Annotated in this window: 22 protein-coding genes; 4 read left to right on the top strand and 18 right to left on the bottom strand. The window is 55.9% G+C overall.

Translation table 11 applies throughout. The annotated features are described in order from the left end of the window. Positions 1-5 precede the first annotated feature (5 nt). The 6 genes from M4951_RS06605 to M4951_RS06580 form a co-directional block, all read right to left on the bottom strand. On the bottom strand, positions 6-2,924 hold the full coding sequence (locus M4951_RS06605; RefSeq protein WP_262025691.1) for a hypothetical protein: 2,919 nt from the start codon (positions 2,922-2,924) through the stop codon (positions 6-8). 108 nt (positions 2,925-3,032) lie between these two features. Next, complete coding sequence (locus M4951_RS06600; RefSeq protein ID WP_262025690.1) at positions 3,033-4,016, bottom strand: zinc ribbon domain-containing protein; 984 nt, start codon at positions 4,014-4,016, stop codon at positions 3,033-3,035. Positions 4,017-4,023: 7 nt separating this feature from the next. Beyond that, positions 4,024-5,145, bottom strand: coding sequence for a zinc ribbon domain-containing protein (locus tag M4951_RS06595; RefSeq protein WP_262025689.1), 1,122 nt, complete (start codon positions 5,143-5,145; stop codon positions 4,024-4,026). Positions 5,146-5,172: 27 nt separating this feature from the next. Continuing rightward, complete coding sequence (gene ruvA, locus M4951_RS06590; RefSeq protein WP_262025688.1) at positions 5,173-5,799, bottom strand: Holliday junction branch migration protein RuvA; 627 nt, start codon at positions 5,797-5,799, stop codon at positions 5,173-5,175. Between the two features lie 61 nt (positions 5,800-5,860). Beyond that, on the bottom strand, positions 5,861-6,361 hold the full coding sequence (gene ruvC / locus M4951_RS06585) for a crossover junction endodeoxyribonuclease RuvC (protein ID WP_262025687.1): 501 nt from the start codon (positions 6,359-6,361) through the stop codon (positions 5,861-5,863). Between the two features lie 160 nt (positions 6,362-6,521). After that, a complete protein-coding gene (locus tag M4951_RS06580) occupies positions 6,522-7,130 on the bottom strand; it encodes a hypothetical protein (protein WP_262025686.1) in 609 nt (202 codons plus the stop codon). Positions 7,131-7,508: 378 nt separating this feature from the next. On the opposite strand from M4951_RS06580, the gene M4951_RS06575 reads away from it, so the two are divergent. From M4951_RS06575 to M4951_RS06565, 3 genes are all read left to right on the top strand, one after another. Continuing rightward, on the top strand, positions 7,509-9,131 hold the full coding sequence (locus M4951_RS06575; protein ID WP_262025685.1) for a type II and III secretion system protein family protein: 1,623 nt from the start codon (positions 7,509-7,511) through the stop codon (positions 9,129-9,131). A gap of 65 nt (positions 9,132-9,196) precedes the next feature. Beyond that, positions 9,197-9,826, top strand: coding sequence for a hypothetical protein (locus M4951_RS06570; RefSeq protein WP_262025684.1), 630 nt, complete (start codon positions 9,197-9,199; stop codon positions 9,824-9,826). A gap of 67 nt (positions 9,827-9,893) precedes the next feature. Then, on the top strand, positions 9,894-10,994 hold the full coding sequence (locus M4951_RS06565) for a tetratricopeptide repeat protein (RefSeq protein ID WP_262025683.1): 1,101 nt from the start codon (positions 9,894-9,896) through the stop codon (positions 10,992-10,994). Positions 10,995-11,000: 6 nt separating this feature from the next. On the opposite strand, the gene M4951_RS06560 is transcribed toward M4951_RS06565, so the two are convergent. The 12 genes from M4951_RS06560 to M4951_RS06505 form a co-directional block, all read right to left on the bottom strand. Beyond that, positions 11,001-11,966: a type II secretion system F family protein gene (locus M4951_RS06560; protein ID WP_262025682.1), complete on the bottom strand. Its 966-nt coding sequence runs from the start codon at positions 11,964-11,966 to the stop codon at positions 11,001-11,003. A gap of 33 nt (positions 11,967-11,999) precedes the next feature. Then, positions 12,000-12,932, bottom strand: coding sequence for a type II secretion system F family protein (locus M4951_RS06555; protein WP_262025681.1), 933 nt, complete (start codon positions 12,930-12,932; stop codon positions 12,000-12,002). Next, positions 12,932-14,380, bottom strand: a complete 1,449-nt coding sequence (locus tag M4951_RS06550) for a CpaF family protein (RefSeq protein ID WP_262025680.1) — start codon at positions 14,378-14,380, stop codon at positions 12,932-12,934. The genes M4951_RS06555 and M4951_RS06550 overlap by 1 nt, the downstream gene beginning before the upstream one ends. 41 nt (positions 14,381-14,421) lie before the next feature. After that, positions 14,422-15,351, bottom strand: a complete 930-nt coding sequence (gene cpaB, locus M4951_RS06545) for a Flp pilus assembly protein CpaB (protein ID WP_262025679.1) — start codon at positions 15,349-15,351, stop codon at positions 14,422-14,424. Between the two features lie 176 nt (positions 15,352-15,527). Then, entirely contained in the window at positions 15,528-16,064 is a 537-nt protein-coding gene (locus M4951_RS06540; RefSeq protein WP_262025678.1) for a prepilin peptidase, read from the bottom strand. Positions 16,065-16,297: 233 nt separating this feature from the next. Continuing rightward, positions 16,298-16,648 (bottom strand): hypothetical protein, encoded by a 351-nt coding sequence (locus tag M4951_RS06535; protein ID WP_262025677.1) that lies wholly within the window; start codon positions 16,646-16,648, stop codon positions 16,298-16,300. 168 nt (positions 16,649-16,816) lie between these two features. After that, complete coding sequence (locus M4951_RS06530) at positions 16,817-17,206, bottom strand: Flp family type IVb pilin (protein WP_262025676.1); 390 nt, start codon at positions 17,204-17,206, stop codon at positions 16,817-16,819. A gap of 113 nt (positions 17,207-17,319) precedes the next feature. Continuing rightward, the gene (locus M4951_RS06525; RefSeq protein WP_262025675.1) at positions 17,320-17,742 is read right to left on the bottom strand and encodes a hypothetical protein; all 423 of its coding nucleotides are present in this window, start codon (positions 17,740-17,742) and stop codon (positions 17,320-17,322) included. 11 nt (positions 17,743-17,753) lie between these two features. Further along, a complete protein-coding gene (locus tag M4951_RS06520; protein WP_262025674.1) occupies positions 17,754-18,983 on the bottom strand; it encodes a hypothetical protein in 1,230 nt (409 codons plus the stop codon). Positions 18,984-19,015: 32 nt separating this feature from the next. Further along, the gene (locus M4951_RS06515) at positions 19,016-20,599 is read right to left on the bottom strand and encodes a hypothetical protein (protein ID WP_262025673.1); all 1,584 of its coding nucleotides are present in this window, start codon (positions 20,597-20,599) and stop codon (positions 19,016-19,018) included. A gap of 16 nt (positions 20,600-20,615) precedes the next feature. Continuing rightward, the gene (locus tag M4951_RS06510) at positions 20,616-21,104 is read right to left on the bottom strand and encodes a TadE/TadG family type IV pilus assembly protein (RefSeq protein WP_262025672.1); all 489 of its coding nucleotides are present in this window, start codon (positions 21,102-21,104) and stop codon (positions 20,616-20,618) included. A 70-nt stretch (positions 21,105-21,174) separates the two neighbouring features. Beyond that, positions 21,175-21,402 carry a Flp family type IVb pilin gene (locus M4951_RS06505; protein WP_131282343.1) on the bottom strand — a complete coding sequence of 76 codons (228 nt, stop codon included), beginning with the start codon at positions 21,400-21,402 and terminating at the stop codon, positions 21,175-21,177. A gap of 316 nt (positions 21,403-21,718) precedes the next feature. On the opposite strand from M4951_RS06505, the gene M4951_RS06500 reads away from it, so the two are divergent. Further along, positions 21,719-22,186, top strand: coding sequence for a TadE/TadG family type IV pilus assembly protein (locus tag M4951_RS06500; protein ID WP_262025671.1), 468 nt, complete (start codon positions 21,719-21,721; stop codon positions 22,184-22,186). Positions 22,187-22,210: the final 24 nt, after the last annotated feature.

Below are 22,210 nucleotides of genomic sequence, written 5' to 3'. Positions count from 1 at the left end.
GTTGGCTATCGCCAATTCAACACTTTAAACAGCCCTTCACGCCGTTTGGCTCGTTGCGGTAAAGCGAGCAGCGTGTCGCGGTAAAAACTCAACATCAAGGCGACCGCAAAGAACGTCCCCCCGCCGATCATCATGTATACGGCCACGTTTTGCAGCATGCCCGGCAATTGCACGTAGCAGAGCAACGTGGCGAAGTAGAGCAGCATCGCTCCAACGCCGCAGATGGTCGTTCCCCGCACGCGGCAGATCAGGCCGACGCCGACCAATATCAGCGCGATCGCCAACACGCCGATCTCATGGAACATTCCCCATGCGGTCAGATCGGGGGAAAATTGAAAACGACGCCACAGGAGCGCCACGGTCATCGGGACGGCGAACAACAAACTGCCGAGCCACAATCCGACCGACACTTCGTCTCGCCGGTTGCCATCTTCACGCGCCCAACCAAGATGGCTGGCGATCAGCGCCAACGCACCGATCACCGTCACGGCGATTTCGACCTTTTGATAAATCAATAGTCGACTCGACGCCGCACAAAACAAGACCAGCGTCACCGTTTGGCAAATCGCCAAGACAAAGTACCCGCGACGCCAAGCGGCGACGGCGATCAGGCCGGCCGCGATGATCGAAGCAACCATCAATCCCAGCAGCAAGAAGACAATCGAAGCGTCAAAAACTCGAAGCGGCAAGCGATTCAAGGCGAACAGAACGCCAGCCGTTCCGGCGAGCGTCAACAACATGTTGCCGCTTTGAAACAGCGCCAACGACGTTCCGGCCGGCGCGTTGCGATCGGCGGTTCCCCAGCGATAAAGCGCCAGTTGCATCAAGCCAGCGGCCGCAAACGTAGCGATGTAGGCGACCACGCCTGCGTCGACGTACGACAGCGCTTGCCAGGCGGCCAGCGCTCCGGCGACAGTCGCCAGGTGAACGCCAAAGGCCCTTTTTTGTAATCGCGCCGCTAACAGATAGAAGAAACAAGCCTCGGCGAAGAAGATCGCTAGTTGCAGATGAAGCGAGCTACCGGCGATCGGCGTCAAACCAAGTTCCGTCTTCAATGCCAACGACGACACCATCACTTTGATCAACAGCGTTGCGGTCGCCAGATGCGCGGCGATCTCCAATCCGCTGGCGGCCCGCGGTTGGTGCAAACGAGACGCGACCAGATAGGCGACTGGAATCGCCATCATGATCGGCGCGGTGACGTACCAAGCTTGAAATCCATAGAGCGCTAGTCCGCCGACCGTCGCCAACATGACCGACAATGCGCCGCCAACAAAGTAGACGCGTTCGGCCTCCCCTTCATCTTGCAGCGCGACATGAGCGCCAAAGCGACACGCGACGGCGGTTCCCAGCATCGCAATCACATAGGCCCACGTCCATGCGGCGTGTGGATCGTCATATTCGATTCGCAGGTACTGGTAAATCCCCATCGCCAGCGGCGCCGCGAGCAGCACAACCGCCAAAGCATGCGTGACTGTTTGGGCCGCACGAAGGTCGATCAGCTTCGATTCTTGGTTTTCTGGCGCACGAACCAACAGCAAACGGATTCCATTGATCAGCAGCGACGTAAACGACATCGCCAGAATCAGCGTTTCCGGAGTGATCTCAATCGGCAACAGATCAATCAAAACAAACTCAGCGAAGAAGCAGCCGACAATCGCGGCGGCCAAAAACTTTCCGCTGCGTTCGACTACCAGATGAGAATAGGCGTACAGATAGATCATGCCGACCGTCAAAGCCAACGCAAGCGACTTCAAGGCGAAACTGTCGGCAAGCGGCGGTCGATCGAAGGTCAACGGACCATGCAAAAAGTCTTGCCAAACGTCGACCAACAGCGGTTGATACAGCCAAGTCGAGACGCACCAGCCGATCAAGACCGATGCGGCGCCCAACAAGACAACATGACCGGCGCGAAAACTGGCGCGACCAAATTTGTCGCGACTGAAATCACCCTCGCTGCAAGGAAAGGCGCGCTCGGCGTGAATCGCAACGGCGGCGATCCCCATCAACAGTGTCGCAGCGGCGGCTCCTTGCCAGAACTGGGCGACGTTCTGATCGGCTAGGATCAGCATTCCGGTCAACGTCGCTCCACCGACCACCACGTATACGAAGATCGCGTCACGAACTTGCCGCGCCATCACCACATACAACAGACAGATCACGAGCGCCGGAATCCAGAGATGCCCTCCCTGGTCGAGCACGATCAGACCTTGCGCGTCATAGAACCAAAGATGCAGCGGCATCAACAAACAGGATAACAGCGCCACGCCGCGACCGGCGGTTTGATATTTCGACCAACGAATCAGACCAAAGCCGCTCAGCAAGATCGCCAGATTGCCGGCGCCCAACAGCAGCGCCACTGTCAACGGATCATCAAAAAAGCCGATCGTTGCGAGCCAGATGACCAGCCCGATCATCAGTAATCCGCCCCCCAGCGCCATGAGATATTGCAACGTTTTTGGATCTAAAGCGACTTCCAAGAAACTACGCCGCGGCTCTGCGGCGACTTCCGCTGCAGGAAACGTTTCGGCGGTGATCGGCTCTGCGGCGCCGTTGTCGTCTTCAGCAGTTCGCGTTTCGATGTCAAGCTGGGCACGCACTTCTCGGCCGCGAGACCGGTTTTCTCGCTGGCAGACCTGCGACTGATACAGACTGAGTCGACCCGCTTGCAAGTGTCGCTCAATCTCCTGATCGAGAAAGGTGCGATATCGGAACTCTTGCAGCAGCCCCTGGGGCGTCTCGTCCGACTTGGGCGGCGCCAAATCGTCTGGCGGGACAGCCAATGGATTATCGACCAGTTGGCGATAATGTTGCAAAATCGCCTCATGACTCATGGCCGTCACATATCCCTGCTGACGCCACTGCTCGAAGGCTTGCAAGGCGAAGTCGATCGCCTGGGCGTAATCTTGACGCCGATCAGTCATGGCCCGCTCCCGAAGATGGTTTGTGAGGGTCCCCTGCCGTAGAGAATGGGGGACTAACAACCAACGCGTAAGAAGTGCGGGTAAGGGACAATTGGCCGCAGAAATCGACTATCGCCCTGCGATACCCGCACACAACGCCATCGCTGCGACAACCGCGAGTCCAACGCCGACTGCAACTGCAACAGCGACGCCGAGTTTGGCGTAAGAAACCGGCGCCTGGCCGAATGTTTTGCCTGTTTGGCCGTTGATCAGAAAGCGAAAGACTTTGTCTTTATAGCGATAGGCCATGATCCAGATCGGCAGCAGCATCGGCTCGCTCGACATATCCTGGACGCGCAAATTGACTTTGACGTTTCGACTGCGCGGCGGAACAAATTTGGCGTCACAGGCCTGACGTTCCAGCGCTTCCAAACCGCTTCGTGCGTAGGGACGCGCGTACTTTCGGGAAACGTTGAAATCCTCGACGGTGAACGAATCGAAATCGATCGTCTGCGGCTGGACCGCTTCGCTGAGATGAAACGGCCCGACCGCATCGGTCTCATGCGGCGTCAGCGCTCCGCTGGCGCCAACAAGCAGACCTTGATATTCGGCGCGATGCTGGCCAGAGACGGGTCGCCATTCTCCGGCGGCGCCAAAAGGAAGCTCGGAAGTATCGGCGGTCCAGTTGCTAAAGACCTGCGCCTGAAAGACCCAAAACGGCACATAAACCGGCGTCATCTTTTCGATGATCGCCGCATCCGACAGATCGCCAGGGCGCCAGAATCCCTTTTTTAGTTCGCTGCGCATCAACCGTTCGGCTTGATCGCGTTTGATCGCAAAGGCAATCGCCGCTTCTGGCGCGATGGTCTTGTGATCGACTTTTTTAATCAACTTCTCGCTGCCGCAAAAAGGACAGCGCAACGTTCCCTCTTGCGCCGAATAGCTCATCGACGCGCCGCAACCTTGGCAATCGAAACTGAGCGTCGAAGTGGTCGACTTATCGACCGTCTGTCCTTCGCGATGCGGAGCTTCGGTCCCACAGTTCGCGCAAAAGAGATCCTCTTCGTCGATCAGAGCGCCGCAAACGGCGCATTTTTCGAGATGGTCGCTCATGCAATGACTAATACAACGATTTGAGAATCAGGATGATAATCACAAGCAAGAGGAGAAATCCCCCAATCCCGCCGATCACGGCGCCGATCCGGCGCCACGAGATCGGCTTGTCACCGACGATCTTGCCGGTTTGGCCATTGACCAGAAAGCGATACAGCTTGTCTTGATAGCGATAACTGAGCAAATAAACCGGCAGCAAACAGAGGTCGGAATTCTCGTGACTGAAATTTGTCTGGACAACCAGATTACGATGCGTGTTGCCGGGCAAAAAGGAAGCGATGTTTTGCTGTTCGCGACGATAGAACTCTTGCTTGCAAATCTCGTGCGCCTGTTCTTTTTCGATTGAGTACTCTTCGGCGCTCCACCCGGCCAGATAAAACGGTTCGTAGCGTTTCAGCGCAGGCAGATTGAACGGCTTGATCCGATCTGCATCAGCCTGTCGCAGCCCTTGGCTGGCCGAGACAAGATAGCCGCTGTAATACTGGTGATGCTCTCCATCCAGAGGCCACCATTCGGTCTCGGTCACTTGGCGCGTCTTCGTCACCATTTTGCCGTTTTCCATCGTGGTGTACGTTTCGGTCCGATACCAATACTCGCCGATCGACGCCGACCAGCGGCTTTCGGCCAGCATTGAAAACCCCCAGAACGGCAGATAAACGCCGCGCAGTTTTTCGGCGATCTTCGCCAGATGCAAGTCGCCTGGGCGAAACCATTGGTTGTCCGTGATCCAAGCGCGAAAACGCGTTTCGGCCTGCTCTGGAGTGACGCCAAAGCCGATCACAAACTCGGGCCGTTGACGCCCAACAGCCTCAGGCGAATACTCCACAACGTAGTTGGAGTCGCAAAAGGGACAGACAAACGCCCGCTCGTCGAGCGAAACGTTTACCTTGGCGCCGCACGCGTTGCACTGAAAAAACTTGTGCTGATCATCGCCGTGCTGTTGGGGCTTGATCGGCTCAACGACTTCGCTGGGCGTACCGCAAGCCGGACAAAATTTGTCTTGCGGCTCGACTGGACAGCCGCAGGAAGGACAGGGATGTCCGGCTGGGGGAACCACGTCCGCATCAACCACGTGGTCCACGAGCGGTTCGACTAGTTCTTCGTCCGGAAGCGTTTCGGCAGAGGACATCGGGGCTGTCAACTCGGCGGTGCGGGGTTAACTCGAATGACTCAACTGATAGACGGCTTGCAGGAGGCTTTCAACGTCTTTGTACTTCTTTTTCTCTTCTAGCGCCGCATCGATCAACTTGCGAGCGTCGCTCTCACTATGCCCCAGCGATCGGAGCACGTCGAACGTCTCCGAGATTACATCGCGCGGCGCGATATCATCACCAATATCGCTGCGACCGACCAGCAGGGCGAATTTCGGCACCTTACGGCGCAACTTGGCGACAATTCGATCGGCGGTTGCCGGACCGACGCCCGGCAGTGCCGAAAGTCCCTTCGTGTCCTGTTCTTCGATCAACGAAGCGACTTCTTGGACCGGACGAACCATCGCACGCAAAGCTTTTCGGACGCCGACGCCATCTACCGAGCAAAATAGCTCGAAAAACTCTCGTTCGATCCGATCCGAGAAACCGATCATGCGCGGCGTCAAACGCCCCTGCTGAGGGTTTCCTTCGAGATATTCGATCGTATGCAGGACGACATCTTCCCCAATATGGTTCTGCAATTGCCGACGCACGAACTCGGGAATCAAAACTTCATATTCAAAAGCGCCGACGGTGAGCGATAACGCCGTCTCGCTGACCGAAGTTACTTTGCCCGTAATTTTGGTAATCAAGGAAGGGTTCCTGGAAGCGCAGTCGAAAGCGAAACCAAGGTTTTAGAGGATATCGGCGTCGTCACGCAACCTGCGTCGGCATGCTCGCCAGATAATAGTGGCACAGCGCCACGGCCAAAGCGTCCGCGACATCCGGCGGTTCGGGGATTTCGGGCAGGCTCAGTTCGCGCTGCACCGAGAGCTGCACCTGGTTTTTGGGCGCTCTGCCCGACCCGGTTAGCAATTTTTTGATCTGCGTCGCGGAGTAGTGGTGGATCGGCATTCCCGCTTGTTCGGCGGCCAGACAAAGCACGCCGCGAGCATGCCCCATGATGATGGCGGTCTTAGGGCGTTCATAATGCGAATAAAGTTGCTCGATCGCCATCGCTTGCGGCTGCAGCGTGGCGATCACGTCCCGCACGCCGTCATAGATTTCGCGGACGCGGGCTGGTAGCGAGCCGCGCGTCTTGCCGCGGACGACGCCTGCCTCGATGATTCGAATGCGGCGATTTTGGGCTTCGATCACCGCGTATCCGGTGATATTCAACCCTGGGTCAATCCCCAGAATTCTTGTGCACTCCATCGCATTCCTACTGACAACATCGGCGCGGGTCGCGCGTTTGGCGGCAGCACCAAACGCCAAATTTGATTGTAACGGGAGTGACGTATTCGAGCGAGGCGCATAAAAAGGCCCCGTACTGATGACGGGGCCAGGTTGGCGCGCTAGGCGAGATCTTGCCCTGTTACGGAGCCAAGGGATCAATCGCTTCGGCCGGCGGAGCAAACTTGGCGTCGAATTCTCGATAGACTTCATCAAACACGCCGTTGGCGTAAGGCAATCGCGGATTGGCGACCCATGCTTCGGCGACGACTTGCTGCGGCCCAATCTGAGCGGCGTTGTAAGGGCGAAAGTAATAATAAAAGTGAGGCGTCGCTTCATAGGGAAAGTGCTGACGCATATTGCCCGGACAGCACCAGGGACTGGGAAGACAATGCTTCGACCAGATGCCAACATACTGCTCGCAGCCATGGTAGTAGTCGTCGCTGCGGCGCGACGTGCGGTCGTAGTACGCTTCGGAAGGACCGTAATTGAGCGGTGCGGATTCGTAATGCATGACCGACGCTTCTTCGACATGAACCGGCGCCGACTCTGGAAGCCGCATCATTGTCGCTTCGTCGACCGGCGGTGCGTCATATTTCACTTGGCGAAGCGCGCCGGAACCAACCTCATCGGTCGCGATTTGCGCCGCATCCGATTGTCGCAACGACGGCGGAGTCAGATGTCGCGTCGTACCATGAGCAGGACTTGCTGAGACGGCAGCTATCGCAACGAGAAAGGTGAGTTGTACCATCTTCGGCTACTTTCCAGTAATGAACGTCAAGAGACCGGCGCAATCCAGCCATTTGACCGCGCCTCCTTATTAACGTCGGACGTCTGATCTCTTTGTCCCATAAGAATCAGAGCGATCGCAAAACCTTTCGCAGTCTTCTACGCAGCATCTAGATTACCTGCCCCACCAAGTATTAGTGCAATGCTAGCAATGCTTGCAGCCTTCGCCCCCCTGAGATCACTGGATAAATGATCAAAATCGTTAGAATTTGCCAACGGAACTGAACTGGCTTAGGTGACTTTTCCGAAAGTGAGACTATTGCCGATCATTGTGGCTTTGTGAATACCCAGGAATTTGCTCGTCACAGAGCGGCGGCGGCGACCATGAAAGACAAATAGGATGACAATGCGCAATATCAGCACCACTCTCGCAACACTTGCGATAATCCTCTCGGCATGGGGCATTGCATTTGGTCAGGCGCAGGAATTATTGCCGGCGCCCAACCAAATCGAACTGCTTTCCAGTCCCAATGCGGCGACGCTCCAAAAGCAATCCAGCCTGATTGATGAAGTGCTGGAGCCGGAACTGATTTTCAGTCTTCTGACGTCGCAATCGAAGATCGTGCGGACCAAGTCTCCCGTCTTTCGCGTGGCGATCACCAATCCGGCGATCGTGGAGGTCAACGAATTCTCCCCCACTGAAATGGAAGTGATCGGTTCTTCCGTTGGACAGACGACGATGACGCTCTGGTTCAACAACGCCGACGGTACGATCTCAACGCTGCGATACTTGATTATTGTGACGAACGATGACGACCGAGCCGATCTAGAATACGGCAAACTTCAGGCGCACCTGAACGAAATGTTTCCTTACAGTCGCGTCCAACTCTTTCCGATCGCAGACAAGCTGATTGTTCGCGGGCAAGCTCGCGATGCGAAAGAAGCAGCCGAAATCTTGGCTGTCATCGGCGAACAGGCAGTCAACCAAAATGGCAATATCAGCGCCGGCGGCACGATAAACGTCGGTTCTGTGGCCCGTTTGCCAGATGCGGAAGACCTGGAAACAACTGCACTGATTAACTTGCTCGAAGTTCCTGGCGAGCAGCAGGTCATGCTGAAAGTTCGGGTCGCCGAATTGTCGCGACAAGCGGCCCGCGAGTTAGGAATGGATTTTTCCGTCATGGAAGAATCATTCTCGATCGCCCACACCATCATGGGAGGCGCCGGCAACTTGTCCGCTATCTTAGACGGCGGGGACGTTGAGCTCTTCATTCGCGCATTCAGCAGCAACGGTTCGGCGAAAATCTTGGCTGAACCAACCTTGATGACGTTGAGCGGACAATCGGCTAGTTTCATCGCCGGTGGCGAATTCGCCGTACCAACGGCCGTTGGAGTCGGCGGTATCGGAGCGGTCAGCACTTCCTTCCGTGGGTTCGGCACGCAAGTTCGATTTATGCCGACCGTCATGGACAAAGACATGATTCGCTTGTCGGTCTCACCGTCGGTCAGTTCGATCAATCAAAGTTTGAGCGTCGACGGAGTGCCGGGTCTTGATATCCGCGGAGCCGTTACGACGGTTGATCTTCGCGAAGGTCAGTGGTTGGCGATCGCCGGTTTGATTCAGGACGAACAAGAGGCTTCTCGTTCGCGACTCCCCCTGCTTGGCGATATCCCCTACGTTGGCGCCGCCTTCGGTAGTCAAACGACCAAACGGATCGAAACCGAACTGGTGATTTTGGTCAGCCCTGAATTGGTTCATCCGATGGAACGCGACCAGGTTCCGTTGTACTTACCAGGCATGGAAGTGACCGAACCTACGAACAAAGAATTCTTTTTGCACCAGCAAATCGAAGGCTTGCCCGGCTACGACTATCGCAGCACGGTCTGGCCATCGTATCGTCACCAGATCCATCACGAAAATTTTGAACATGTGCGAGCCGAGCGTCAGGCTCGCAAATGTCGCGGTCAGTTCCAAGAAAGCGAAGGGTACTACATGCACGGCCCGGCAGGTTTCTCGCAGTAGTTTCCGCCGACTCCCGTTCGATGTCGCCCAACCATCCCATAAAAGCAAACCGAGGGTTTTTCCCTATGAAAAAACGCCGCAACATTGTCGCTGGATTCGGCCTAACGGTCGTCATGTTCGGCGCCATGACAGGCTGCCAAAAAAGAGGCATTATCCAACCGGCTCCATTTCCTCCGCTTGGTTCGGTCATCGATCAGATGAACGCCGCGCAGGAAGACAACGCCGAAGCGGCCAAATTTGTGATCTACATGCACGAGTTTGAAGCCAGCCAGCCGGAAGAAAAAATACGCGACGTTCAATCATGGCGGCTCAACGACTACGGCGAAGATCACGTAAAGCAAATCGCCGCCAAGTTGAAAGAAGGGGTCGGATTTCCGGTCGTCATCGAACGCAATGAAACGAGCGTCGACCCTCGCAGCACTTTCAAGTATCCGGTTCATTTCAACGCTCAAGTCGACGAACGGCGTCGTCAGGTCGTGGTCGCGTCGCTGGTTCGCATGGGAGTTGAAGACGCCGAGAATCGCGTCGTCGTAGCGCCCTCCTTCTCAGAAGGTTTGAACGCCCAAGAGGCGGCGACCGCCTACGGACGCTCTCGCCTTGGCAATGGCAGCGGTTTCGGCGGCGGCTTTGGCGGCGGTGGATTCGGCGGCGGCTTTGGCGGCGGCGGATTCGGCGGCGGCGGCGGATTCTTTTAATCGCTCCTGGCCGTCCTTTCCAATTGATTTGAACGCGCGACTTCAAACGCAAACGATAGTCAACATCATGAATAAATACGCTCCACTCGCTTTGCTCGTTTCTATTGCATGCGTCGGTTGCGCCTCGACTCACCACGGCGGCTTATTTTCATCCGTGCGACCAGGCCCAACGGACTTTAACCAAGAACTGAGTCTAGCGCGGCTGTCTGAACGTCAAAACAAGACGGAATCAGCCGAGCGTATTTATCACTCGATTCTGAAGCACCAGCCGGATAACGTCGTCGCCAATCATCGGCTGGGCGTGATGTCGGCCAAGCGCGGATTGCATGATGAAGCGGCCAATTACTTTCAGACAGCGGAAGCGGCCGGACTTCGTTCCGCCGAGTTCTATAACGACTACGGCTATTTGCACTATCTGCGAAACGAAACCGAGGGCGCCGAACAATACTTCCAAAAATCACTGGCAGTGGACGCTTCGTATCGAGGGACCCACAACAATCTCGGCTTGATCCTGGGAGAATCGCAGCGCTACGACGAAAGTCTGAAGCACTTCCTGCTGGCCGTGGACGAAGGGGAAGCCTACGCCAATCTGGCCTTTATCCAATCTCAAATGGGTGACCTGGAAACCGCGGAGCGAAACTATCACCGAGCTCTGGAACTAGACCCCGAATTGAAGCGAGCGGCCCATGCGTTGGTGCAAATCGCCAGCAGACGTGGGACGGTCAAGCCGGTCGAACGCGTTCCGGTCAACCATGAAAAACAATCGGCCGATCGTATCGCAAAAGATTTGCGACAAGCAGAGTCTGAGGTTGTGGAAGCTTCGGCCAACGAAGCGATCGCGTCGCAACCATCTCCGTCAACAGAGCAAGCGACCGCTACGCTCTCGTCAGATAAAGTAGCGCCAGCTTCGTTCATGACGGCCAAATCGTCCGCCGCCGAATCGATCCAGACGCAGCAGAAGGTAGCCGACGCCGGACAAGCGTCGCTTGACATCAAGGTCGAATCGTCGATGACCAGCAAGTCGGGACTGCACTATCCGCAGATCATGTCGATCCCCCCTTCGCTGCAGACCAGCCACATTCGCCAAAGTCTGAATGCGAATCCCAGCGCCGCGTCGCGGCTAGGTTTCGCCGAGAACACGCTGCGAGATACTCCGCGTAGCGAATAAGAGTCGCTACTGATTGGGCAAGGCGCTCGGCGGGCCCGATGACGAAGATTGATCCAAAACGCCGCCTGCTTCTCTGCCGGTGCTCATGAAGTCTTGCAACCGCAGCACCGAAGGACCGAGCAGTAAGATATAGACCGGCGGCGCCAGTAAGAAGATGACCGGAATCAGCAGCTTGATCGAGTTCTGATTCCCTCGTTCTTCGGCCAACTGACGACGCGTGCGTCGAATACTGTCGGCGAAATCGCGAAACGCGCCAGCCACGCTGCCGCCGATGCGTTGAGCTTGGGTCACCAAGCTTGCTAGCGCGTTGACTTCCGGCACTTCCAATCGCTTGGCGAAATTCTGTATCGCCTGGCCTAGCGAACCGGTTTCGGCCTGGCGATCGAGAATCATTAATTCGCACGCCAAGTCTTCGTGCGAGCGAATCATCTCATCACTGACTCGTTTAATCGACTTCTGCAGCGGCAGTCCGGCGGTCGTCGTCATCGTGATCATGTCGAGCGCATCCGGCAAAGCATGCTGAATTCGACTAACGCGAGACGCGGCTTGCGAACTAATGATGACGCGAGGAATCGCGAAAATCAAAATCAAGACTGCAACGCTTACGATCAGAATCAATTGCGTCGTCGTTTCATTGGCGTCGGCCAAAGCAATCAGCGTTGCGCCGACAAAAAAGATCCATGCGACCAACGCCGCGTTTCGCACAGCCAAAAATTCGTCGGCGGCGTCACGATGATAGTAGCCCGCTTTGACCATATCTTTTTGCAGCGTTTCGTACGACTGCTTGGACTTTGGCAGGATGCCGGCGAATGCGCGGGTCAGGCCTCCCAGCCCGATAGATCCTTTGGCGCCGGGATGCAGCATCTCACTGGGCTTGTTTCGATCCGAAGAAAGCAACAAGCGCCCCGCCAGGTAGATCAGCATGGTGACGCCAAAAAAGGCGCCGACGATAAGCAGTGCGGGATTCATCATAAACGAGATACTCTCTCCAAATCGGCCAGTCGCCTAGTAGTCGGCTCGCACCAGGCGATAGACGAAGAACAATCCGAGCGCTTCGCTGATCAGCGCGAATAACAGCAAGTAACGCCCCCACGGATGAGAGAAGAACTCGCCGAAGTATTCGGGTTGAAATAGCAGGAAGAAGACCAGCAACAGCGGAGCGAGCAACGCGATAATCGTCGCCGACATCCGCCCCGAACTGGTAATGCTGCGTAGTTGCCGATGGTAAGCCATCCGGTCACGAATCACCGCCGCCAGCCGATCGAGCGTCTCCGGCAGCGCTCCGCCAGATTCGCGATGCACGCTAATCGTAGTAGCGAAGATCTTGACGTCCATCAATTCGACGCGATCCGCCATCCCTTCCATCGCCATCGGTACTGACAGCCCTACATCCAGTTGCTTGGCGCAACGGCGAAATTCAACGCCGATCGGATCTTCGCTCGATTCGCCCACCAACTGAATCGCTTGTTCAAAACTTTCGCCTGCTCTTACCGCACGTGCGATCAATTCCAGCGCGCTAGGAAATTGATCCTGAAAGGCCCGCAGTCGGCGGTTCTTGATCCAGATCAAAACCCCAAGACACGCGAAAATCCCCAGCACCGTCACCAAGCCGGTCACCAACGGGTCTTCCGTGATGACAAACGCGGCGACTCCACAAGTCGCACCAACCGCGATCATCAGCGTCACCGCCATCGCCGGGCCGAAATCGACGCCTGACAGATAGAGCGTCCGCGTTAACCAACTATCAAACTGGCCGATCGACGCTCCTGCTTCCGAAGTTCGTCGCGGCGGAAATTGTCGTAACCCCGTCGAAACGGTTGCTCCGCTTTCACCGCTAAACGCCAATTCCTTGACGGCGAGAAAAACGAAGGCCGCGACCGAAGCGACGCCGGCGAAGATGATCAGCGCGACGATATTGGGATCGAGATTATCGAGCACTACGCCCCCTCCTCTAAATCGCTAACGGCGTCTTGCGTGCCGGCGTCAGCGGGACGATCCAACAAGCCTGACTCGTCGTTTGATCTGGCGACTTCGCCGCGTGAGTTCAAATACTTGGCGTAGATCATCTCGGACTCATGCTTCTTCATCACGGCGTCGTCAAACTCGACGCCGGCGTTGGCGAATCGTTCGCGACAAAGAGCCCAATAGCCGGTTGCGTAGAAACGACCTTTGGCGCGTCCTTGCTCGTCGAGTCCTTCCTGCCGGAATCCGAAGATGTCATCCAACACGTAGTCGCCGTTTTCATTCACTTCCCGGATCTCGGCGATGCGGGTAACGCGGCGAACGCCTCCCTTCAATCGCGAAACATGGACGACCATCTTAATGCCGGTGGCGATGTATTGGCGTATCACTTTGACCGGCAATTCGAAGCCGGTCATCGCGACCATCATTTCGAGTCGAGCGAGCGCGTCGCGAGAATCATTGGCGTGAATCGTCGTTAACGACCCTTCGTGCCCGGTATTCATCGCTTGCAACATATCCAGCGCTTCAGCGCCGCGAACTTCACCGACGATGATTCGATCGGGTCGCATGCGTAAACTGTTGCGAACCAGGTCACGCTGAGTGACGGCGCCGGCGCCTTCTGCATTGGAAGGGCGAGTCTCCATCCCCAGGACGTGCGGATGTTGCAGCAGCAGTTCGGCCGAGTCTTCAATCGTGACGATTCGCTCGTCATGCGGAATGTGGGTCGACAATGCGTTAAGCAACGTCGTCTTACCTGCGCCAGTACCGCCGGAAATCAAAAAGCTAATTCGAGAAGCGACGGCCGCTTGTAAGAAATCAGCCATCTCCTGCGAGAGCGAGTCAGTCGCGATCAGATTCGCTAGATGCAAGTGTTCGACGCCAAACCGGCGAATTGACAACTTTGGTCCGCCGAGCGCAAGCGGCGCCACGACGGCGTTCACACGGGATCCATCTGGCAGACGGGCGTCAACCATCGGGCTAACTTCATCAATCCGTCGACCGACACGTCCAACCACGCGTTGAATGATCCGCAGCACATGCGCGTCATCGGCGAAGATGACATCGGTTAGTTCCAACTGGCCGAATCGCTCGATATAAACCTCGCGGGCGCCGTTTACCAGAATGTCGCTGATAGTCGGATCGTGCATCAACGGCTCAATCGGACCAAGGCCAAACAGTTCGTAGTCGAGTTCTTTCTCAAGTCGCTCACGCGTCTCATCGTCAAGCTTGAGATTCTTACGCTTGCAGTACTTGCTCGACAGATTGCGGATGTCGCCGCGAATCGCTTCTTCATTGCGGTTGGTGACCGCGCCCAGATCGAGCGAATCAACCATTTCTTCATGAAGCGACGTCTTCAGGCGCTGGAAATCGATTTCCGCCTGGTCGATGTTACGATTGGGCGCGGCGTGGTTCGGCATAATCATCGCGCGGTAACCTACGAGGAGAGTTGGGGGAGGAGGTTCGGTTAGTCAGCGCTGGCGACTTCGGCCGCGGCGTTGACTGCGTCGGGAGTTTGCGAAGCGCGGAACAGTTGGTCCTGTCCGGCGACGTTGGGGCGGAACTCCAGTTCCGAGATTTGCCCACCGCGATAGACCCGCATCATTTGCCGCAGCGGGGGTCGGCGATCGAGCAGTTCAGCCAATGTACGCGGCGCACCGTCATAGGATGCGACTTCGCCGTCCAGCGGGACAAGCGCCAAGGCAAACGTTCCATGATCATCGGCGACTTGAAGCTTGGTCACTTCGTGCGGCAGCACGGCCAGAGTTACTGTCGCATATTGACGCGTGCGTTGCCGTTGCGTCTGCTCGTTGACAATCGGATGCAGCGCCGAAGGACTCGCGTCAAACGCCAAGACTTTCACGTCTTGCAGCAATGTGACCGTCGTTTCGTCCAGTTCGTTTTCTGGATCGGATTCGGCGCGAAAGAGAACGTCCACTTTGGTGCCGGGACGAGCAAATCCCTCCACCGCTTCGTCGTATTCAATGCGAACGGTAAACGCGCGTTGACCGGCGCCAAGATTTTGCACGATGCCCGGTCCGGTCCCTTCCGGATAGAACATATCAGGCGTAAAGACCGACTTTTCCGTCAGCTCTTGACGTAACGTCCGTCCAATGATTTGAGCGGCGTCAACCATGTAACCACTGGGGACCGGCTGAGTTTTCAACTGCTCTTCGGTGTACTGATAGATCACCACATCGCCCAACGTCAGCGTACGGCCAGCCGGCAGATTGACGGCCGCTTTTGGAACGACAAACGTTTTTTCCGGTTCTGGCGTTTCGACCACCGGCGCCGGGTTTTCTTTCATCATATTCTTGCGGACCACATAAGCGGACAACAAGCCAAACATGACGGCGACAACGCCCAACAATAAGGTTCCAGGACTCAAGGAAGACATTGCTGCTCACTCCGCTTACGCGATCGTTTGCTGATTTGAAATCTGAATTCAGCGGCGATCCGTGCCGAGACAGCGGTACAACCTCCTGTTGTGCCGAAGCGTGATTGGTACTTAGTTTAATTACACGCGGCTAATTTCATGCTAGAAACGCCACATTTCGCTGAAATTGAGGCGACCTAGACGCTATCAAGGGGCGGTTTTAACAGGGTCGCCAGTTTGATCAGCAGGATAATCCAACTAGCCAGACAAACTGGAACTCCATAGGGAATCGTCTGTCGGGCGATGTCTAATTTCTTTTGAGTGGAGTCCCCAGTTTCACTGGGCTCCGACTTGTCCGTTTTGGCGCGAAACATCAGCTTCCCCACAAAAATGGCGATGGTGATGATTAGCGCTAAAACGGCGCTGCCGACAAACACAAGCAAAATCAGGATCGGGCCGAACCAGGCGCCCAGAGCCGCCATAAACTTGACGTCTCCGCCGCCGCCGCCCCCGATAACAAACAGGACAAACAGCAATACAAACCCGACGAGCGCCCCCAACAACGAATGCTGAAGACCAGCCCAGCTATAGACAACCGAGTGAAATACGACTGCGGCCAATAACGCAGGCATCGTGAGCCAGTTCGGTAATTTGCCGGTGGTCAAATCCACATAAAACGCAACGGCCGTAAACAATCCGACCAGTGTGATGGCGACTAGATTCAGTTCGTTCACTACTGGCTTGCCTTGATTCGATCGCTGCAACTCATCGTACTAATTTCGTAAATTCGTCGATCTTAAAGAGCAGAAAATTATTTGCGCATCCGCTGCGCATTTGAAGCATTCTTGCACAATGTGAAGTCGATCGAGAAACCGCCAGCCCTTGGGCGGACGGTCTCTCGATTCGATTCTTCACCTTGCAGCTGATTGTTTGTCGGTACTAAGTACGCCAAACAATATCTGCACGACTAGTTGGTGGTCAACGGACCGCCGGCTTCGTCGTGATCATTCGTGCCAACACCAATGGTGATGCAGCTGGCGATGAGTCCGCCTTGACCATCGACATCGCAGAAGTCGAGGTTGTCGGTGTAGTCGCTACCAGCCGTCGCGGCGGCATGTCCGGCGACGCCGCCGAAGACATAGCTTTGATCCAAGTCGCTGATTGCGCCGCTAACGTCAGCCAATTCGGTGACGACAGCGTCACGGATTGAAGTCAAACCAACAACCAAACCAATGACCAGGATCGTGGCGATCAGGATCAGTTCGGTCGAAACGATGAAACCAGCTTCGTCGTTCCAAATGCGCTTTAGTAGAGTCATAAATCAAACATCCTAAAAAACAGAAACAGTGGGAAAGGGAAATGCTTTGCTAGTTGATCTCGGCGTCATGGCTGACTTGAGAAGTCGCCCAGCAAAACGAACTTGGTAATCGGTTGGCCTCAATTGGTTTCGTGTCCCGCATGTAGCCTGGTTTTACAAATGTATGGTTTAGGGAATCGGCGAGTCTTCGCCGGCGCCGCCTGGGTAGTTCGGCCCAAAGCTGAGCCCCGCAGGCGCTTCACCATCTTCATCGCTCCAACCCAGTTCGTCTTGATCGATGTACGCTGCCGAAACGACAACCTGCGGCGGACCGATCGGCGGAACGACGGTGATCTCGTAAGCGAATGACTGATCGAGACTGTCAATCGCCACCCCAAGATCGCCAAACTCCTGCACTATGTGGTCACGCAAACTCGTCAAGCCGACGACCGCGCCCAAAATTAAAACGGTCGCGATCAGGATCAAGCCATACGCAGAAGCGACTCCGCGCTCATCGCGCCAGAGCTCTACCCCGAGGTTGATCCCCATTGATCGCAAGTTGTTCGTATGTCGATTCATGATTCTGTTCGGTAGGCAGCGTAGATTGTGATGGCTTTAACGTCGTTGACCAGCGGGCTTCTTCAAATTTTCTTCTAATACCGCCCTGTAACTGTAGCGGGGATCCCCCCGTCTTATGGAAGCGGACTAGGCGCAGTTCCGCTTTCATCCGTGTCATTGCCACCGATCATAATTCCGCCCGGAGGCGAGCCTGCGACGTCTGGTCCGTCGCCGAGATCGGGTAGATCCGCATAGCGGAAGTTCTTAAAGCTAGTAACGACTTGGACGTGTCCGCCCAGCAGATCGCCGAAAGTCTGGTCGACGACGACATCGTCGCCCATTACTTGTAGATACCCGCCGTTTTGAAACTCCACTGCGTAAGATTGATCAAGTTGTCCGACTGCTTGCCCAGTGTCAGCCAACTCTTGTACGACACCGTCGCGCAGCGCCGCCAGGCCCACGATCAAACCGATCACGACGATGACGCTGAACAATAACAATTCGGCCGAATTGACGAAACCCGATTCGTCGGACCAAAGTTGATTTAGTAGTCGCATGCTAGCGATCCTTATTTTGAATTGGGCGAATCTTTATCTTCACCGGAAGTTGTCGTTTCGAGTGGCAACGCCTGATCGCACTCGAGACGCCGCCACTGCTGTGCGGGAAGGGCTCCCCGCCACAGTGCAAGCGCTCGGCCAACATGGCTTAAAAAGGTGTAATTATCACGAATAACGTCGTCGCTCATTTTTTCAACTTCGGTAGCCAACCACTGTCCCGCGCGGATTTTCGTCTCACGCGGGGGCTGCACTGCAGCGGGGGCGATCGCCCACCATTCCAGCGCGTGTCCCGTCGCTAATAAACGCCGTGACAACGGATCGGTCAGCCCTTCGTCAGTCGGAGCTCGCTCGGCGTTGTACCAGTTTTGATCCCAATAGCCGGCTTCGTTTTGACTCTCGATCAACCGGCGCGTCGCATCGGTCAAGTGAGCGATAATTTCGTCGCGCGTCGCGTTGTCTTCAAAAATTTCGACCTGTTCGTCCAGACGCAATAGTGCGGCCAACGTGAAGAGTCGATGATTGCCGTAGCAAACGCCTTGCACCCATTGTTGGCGCATCAGACGCCGCGCCATTTGATCAAATGTGATTCGCTCTCCTTCGCGCGATACCCATGGCGAGTTGTCGGCGGCGAAAGTTGCGGCGGAGATCGTCGTCCATTCGTATTCTTGCTGATTCAAGCGGAAGTCTCGCAGCGCTCCGATCAGAAGATCTCGTAGCGTCAGCGAAGTTTCGCCTGATTGAATTGCGTAATCGAGCGGCGTGCCAATTTCGGCAAGCGTCGCCAGCGTGTGATCGACATGACTGGAAGTCGCCGCTCCTTGTTGCGTTCGGACGCCCCACCCCATTTCACCGGGCGTGATCAAATCGCGCGACGCGTCTCCCCAGTATTCATGGAAGACGCTCATATCCGTCAGCATTTTCCGCATTTCTTCGCCAGACAGGCATTCAGGATCGGCGAACTTCGCATCAGCGCCCCAAAACCGTAACGCATGGTCGACGTGATTGATCTTCGGTTGTTGGTGACGCAATCGAGGCCGCAGTCGCACCAAGACCGTTCGCAACTGATCATCGGTGATCAACTCCGGCATATCGTACTGCGGAGAGACGAGCTCAGCCGTATTGCGCAGCGACGGCAGACGAGGCGCGCTCTGGCGATGATCTCGCGACAGCGCCCAACCGACCCCTGCAAAAACGGTCGCTAACAGCACGGCTTGCACCAGAATGAACAAGGCCGGCGTCATGGCGCGCTTCGTGATTGAATCGTGCGGGGGCATCAGTCGATCCTCCGCTGCAGGATCAGAGCGTGATCGCTCTCCCACGCTAATTGCCACTGCTCATCTATATCGCCCAGCGCTTGCGTAGCGAATTCGGCTTGCGTTCGTTTATCGATCACCAGCGTATCGACCGCATAACGATCGAGCACTCGCTTCCAATTCGCGCCTCCTTGCACCAGGCGGCGATAATCAAACTTCGCTTGTTGCGGCAACCGTTCAAAATCAGAACTGGAAAACAGATCCGGCGAACCGCTCACGGCGTACCCAATCCAGTCGCTCCAGACGACCGGCGCAAACACAAATCGAGGGCGTTGATTTTCGTTGAGATACTGCACGACTCCTAAGGGCGGATCATCGACCGCTTTCACCAGCGGACGCGGAGTCCCTCCCAGCACCGAAGCGCTAATCGGACTCAACGCGAAACCAATCCAGATCACCAATAAAGAGAGCATTGTGAACGCAAATCGGAGCGGCCGTTGCTCTTGATCGACGCCTGACGTCGTCGGCTTCGTCTGGCTCGGCGAAAGGGAAAACATGCCGGCGGTCAGCGGCAGACAAACCAGCGTCGCAATCGCGACAAACGTCAGGACGAAATGCGTATTGCAGGCCGCCAATCCAGCAGCGACGACAAACAACGTCACGTCGCCGCCGTAAATTTCGACTTGCGAACGACGGAGCAGATAGGCGAAGGCGATGACGAGCAAAGCAACGACTAGGCCGAGCGCCGAAAACAGGACAAGCGGGGCCGAACCATCGAGTGGAACTGCGATCTGGGCGATCGCGTCAGACCAAACGCCGAATCCCCACGGATTGAGCAACGTTGCGAACAAGCAAAGCTGCATGAGCCAGGCCCAGGCCTGCACGGTTCGATTTCCGCATGCTTCGCTCCATTTCCCGCTTTGCCGAACTGCGTCGCTCGCGACGCCGCAGGCAATCGCTCCGATCAATATTGGACCGGCGATGAACGTCCAGTGGGTATTAGCCCAAGCAATGATCGCCAAAGGCGAAACAATCCACGTCCATAGCGAAGGAGCGCCATTTGGCAGACGCCAACGCGTAAAGATCGCCAGCGGCGCCAGAAACAGCGCCAACCGGACCGCCGACATCAGAGCTGGAGATAATCCTTGCCAGGCAAACAACAGCGTCGCCGCCGACAAAACAACAGCGACCAGTTTCAACAGCGCAGGATAGGGACCTCGACACAGGAGAAAGTAGACGAACAAGAGATATCCGACAGACAACAATGTCGCCGCCAACGAAATCGCTTCTGCACCGCCGATGCGATCCACTAGCGCCACCGAAATATCTGCGAGCCAATGGGTCGCTCGATAAGGAGTTTCCGCGGCCAGCGGCATCTGTAACGGCTGTGAGGGCAAGCTTGATTGGGCCAGGATGGCGCGGCCGATGTTGACATCGCGCCAGACGCCAACCGACGGCAACGGCAAATAGTAGAAGAGCACATAGGCGACGACAAACGTGCTAACCACGACAAAATCGATTGCCGAGAGTGCATAGCGGTCGCTTAATACCGGCGCAACCGCTTGCTTTTCGGCTTCGTTTGAGTTGTCGGTGGCAGGATCCATGCCAAGTTGCTCCTGTTTAGGCGCCGCTAACATGGGTCGTCTCAATAGTGCGCTGGTCAAAATCGAGCCCGAACGTCTTTAACAAGTTCAGGGTCGGAGCAGAACGAAGGGAAACCGCTGCGGTAACACGAACTTCATTTCCAATCACGGCGCCAGGCAGAAGCGCCATCGTTGGATCGCCATAAACCGTGTGCGATCCGACCTGATCAATCGCCAATGCGATTTTTGGCGTGCTGGTCGTGATTCCATGCAAGAACATCGCCCGATTGAAGGTCACCTGCGCCGCTTGCGGCGCATCCAGAGGATCAATCGTCTTCGCCGCTTCGCGGGCCGCTTCGGCAACCGCCGCTTCGACCGTTGATTGGAACGCAGAGAGCGTAGCGAACTGCACGATCGCCAACGATGCGATCAATAGCAACGGAAAAGCAATGACCAACTCCAACGTTTGCACGCCAGAGCGCAATCGCCTTCGAATCGGCACAATTTTGGGAATCAGGGCGCGCATACAGGCAGCTATTTCTGCTAAAGCGAGAAACGAGTAACAACAGCCAGAGCCGCTAACTGCGGCGTTGGCTCTAAATCTGGATTTGCGAAATTGCGTTCGCCAGATCGATTAACTCGTTCAACAGTGCTCCACGCACCGTCGCTAAGCCTGCAATCGCCCCGATCCCTATCAATGTGAGGAGGATCAGATACTCGACAAACACGCCACCACACTCATTGCGGGCAAGTTTGCGTAATCGAGATGTCAAAAAATTCATCGTAGCGCGAAATCCGTAGTAGCTGGGTGGGGGGAGTAACATCCAGAACTCGTGTTCCTGCAAAGTCAAACGAGTTTTCGCCAAACGCGCACGTTAGCTAATCCCTACGGTAATAACGCGGTCATCCGCTTTCAACTTCCGATATCACTTTTTATTTGCATAACCGGCCCTTATGTCGAAACTTGCGCCAATATCCGGAAGAAACGGTTGACGACGAGAACGCGGCTCACGTTAATGAATACCTGCTGTTGATTCCTTTCCTTCCCTACGCAGTACAATCCCCTTGTCTTACCCAGCCCTCCTACAGCCGCATAAAAAGAGAGGCGCCAGCGCAACCTCACCACGTCACGGCGGGGTCGTGCTCGAACTGGTCCTGACACTGCCGATACTCCTTATTTTGTTGCTGGCAGTTGTTGAGTTTCATCTGCTCTACGCCAATTTGCAGCGATTGGAAGAAGCCAGCCGCGCTGGCGCGCTGGTCGCGTCGCGGATCATGCTCCCCGTGAGCGGCGATCCGCCTGTCGCCGTAATCGCCGCGATCGATCGACAACTCGAAACCTTAAACCTACCGAGCCGACAGATCATTTTGGTCCACAATTCTGGTGGTCCAATGACGCAGTTAACCTCCGGTGCTAGTTACCCTGCGCCCACCGAACTGCTGGAACTGCTGCCGACATCCCGTCCCTGCGTTCGCGTTGCTGTTCAAACTCCGATGACGGGCCTCACTCCCAACCTGTTGAAGACGTTTGGGATGGATATTACCGGACGGATCGTGTCGCAAACGACCACGCATCGGCATAATACAGCTCCGTTAAGTCTTCCCTAGATATTCGACGACTTCGTCCCCTAT

It is taken from the genome of Blastopirellula sp. J2-11, assembly GCF_024584705.1.
Lineage (GTDB): Bacteria > Planctomycetota > Planctomycetia > Pirellulales > Pirellulaceae > Blastopirellula.
Note: the sequence above shows the minus strand (reverse complement) of the source record. Positions and strands in the feature narration are given on the sequence as shown.

Coding starts and splice junctions, on each gene's coding strand:
- M4951_RS06525 (WP_262025675.1), bottom strand. CDS start 17,742: ATGCGACTACTAAATCAACTTTGGTCCGACGAATCGGGTTTCGTCAAT.
- M4951_RS06560 (WP_262025682.1), bottom strand. CDS start 11,966: ATGATGAATCCCGCACTGCTTATCGTCGGCGCCTTTTTTGGCGTCACC.
- M4951_RS06530 (WP_262025676.1), bottom strand. CDS start 17,206: ATGAATCGACATACGAACAACTTGCGATCAATGGGGATCAACCTCGGG.
- M4951_RS06570 (WP_262025684.1), top strand. CDS start 9,197: ATGAAAAAACGCCGCAACATTGTCGCTGGATTCGGCCTAACGGTCGTC.
- M4951_RS06535 (WP_262025677.1), bottom strand. CDS start 16,648: ATGACTCTACTAAAGCGCATTTGGAACGACGAAGCTGGTTTCATCGTT.
- M4951_RS06565 (WP_262025683.1), top strand. CDS start 9,894: ATGAATAAATACGCTCCACTCGCTTTGCTCGTTTCTATTGCATGCGTC.
- ruvC (WP_262025687.1), bottom strand. CDS start 6,361: ATGGAGTGCACAAGAATTCTGGGGATTGACCCAGGGTTGAATATCACC.
- M4951_RS06575 (WP_262025685.1), top strand. CDS start 7,509: ATGACAATGCGCAATATCAGCACCACTCTCGCAACACTTGCGATAATC.
- M4951_RS06595 (WP_262025689.1), bottom strand. CDS start 5,145: ATGTCCTCTGCCGAAACGCTTCCGGACGAAGAACTAGTCGAACCGCTC.
- M4951_RS06580 (WP_262025686.1), bottom strand. CDS start 7,130: ATGGTACAACTCACCTTTCTCGTTGCGATAGCTGCCGTCTCAGCAAGT.
- M4951_RS06600 (WP_262025690.1), bottom strand. CDS start 4,016: ATGAGCGACCATCTCGAAAAATGCGCCGTTTGCGGCGCTCTGATCGAC.
- M4951_RS06515 (WP_262025673.1), bottom strand. CDS start 20,599: ATGGATCCTGCCACCGACAACTCAAACGAAGCCGAAAAGCAAGCGGTT.
- M4951_RS06550 (WP_262025680.1), bottom strand. CDS start 14,380: ATGATTATGCCGAACCACGCCGCGCCCAATCGTAACATCGACCAGGCG.
- M4951_RS06520 (WP_262025674.1), bottom strand. CDS start 18,983: ATGACGCCGGCCTTGTTCATTCTGGTGCAAGCCGTGCTGTTAGCGACC.
- M4951_RS06605 (WP_262025691.1), bottom strand. CDS start 2,924: ATGACTGATCGGCGTCAAGATTACGCCCAGGCGATCGACTTCGCCTTG.
- cpaB (WP_262025679.1), bottom strand. CDS start 15,351: ATGTCTTCCTTGAGTCCTGGAACCTTATTGTTGGGCGTTGTCGCCGTC.
- M4951_RS06510 (WP_262025672.1), bottom strand. CDS start 21,104: ATGCGCGCCCTGATTCCCAAAATTGTGCCGATTCGAAGGCGATTGCGC.
- M4951_RS06505 (WP_131282343.1), bottom strand. CDS start 21,402: ATGTTACTCCCCCCACCCAGCTACTACGGATTTCGCGCTACGATGAAT.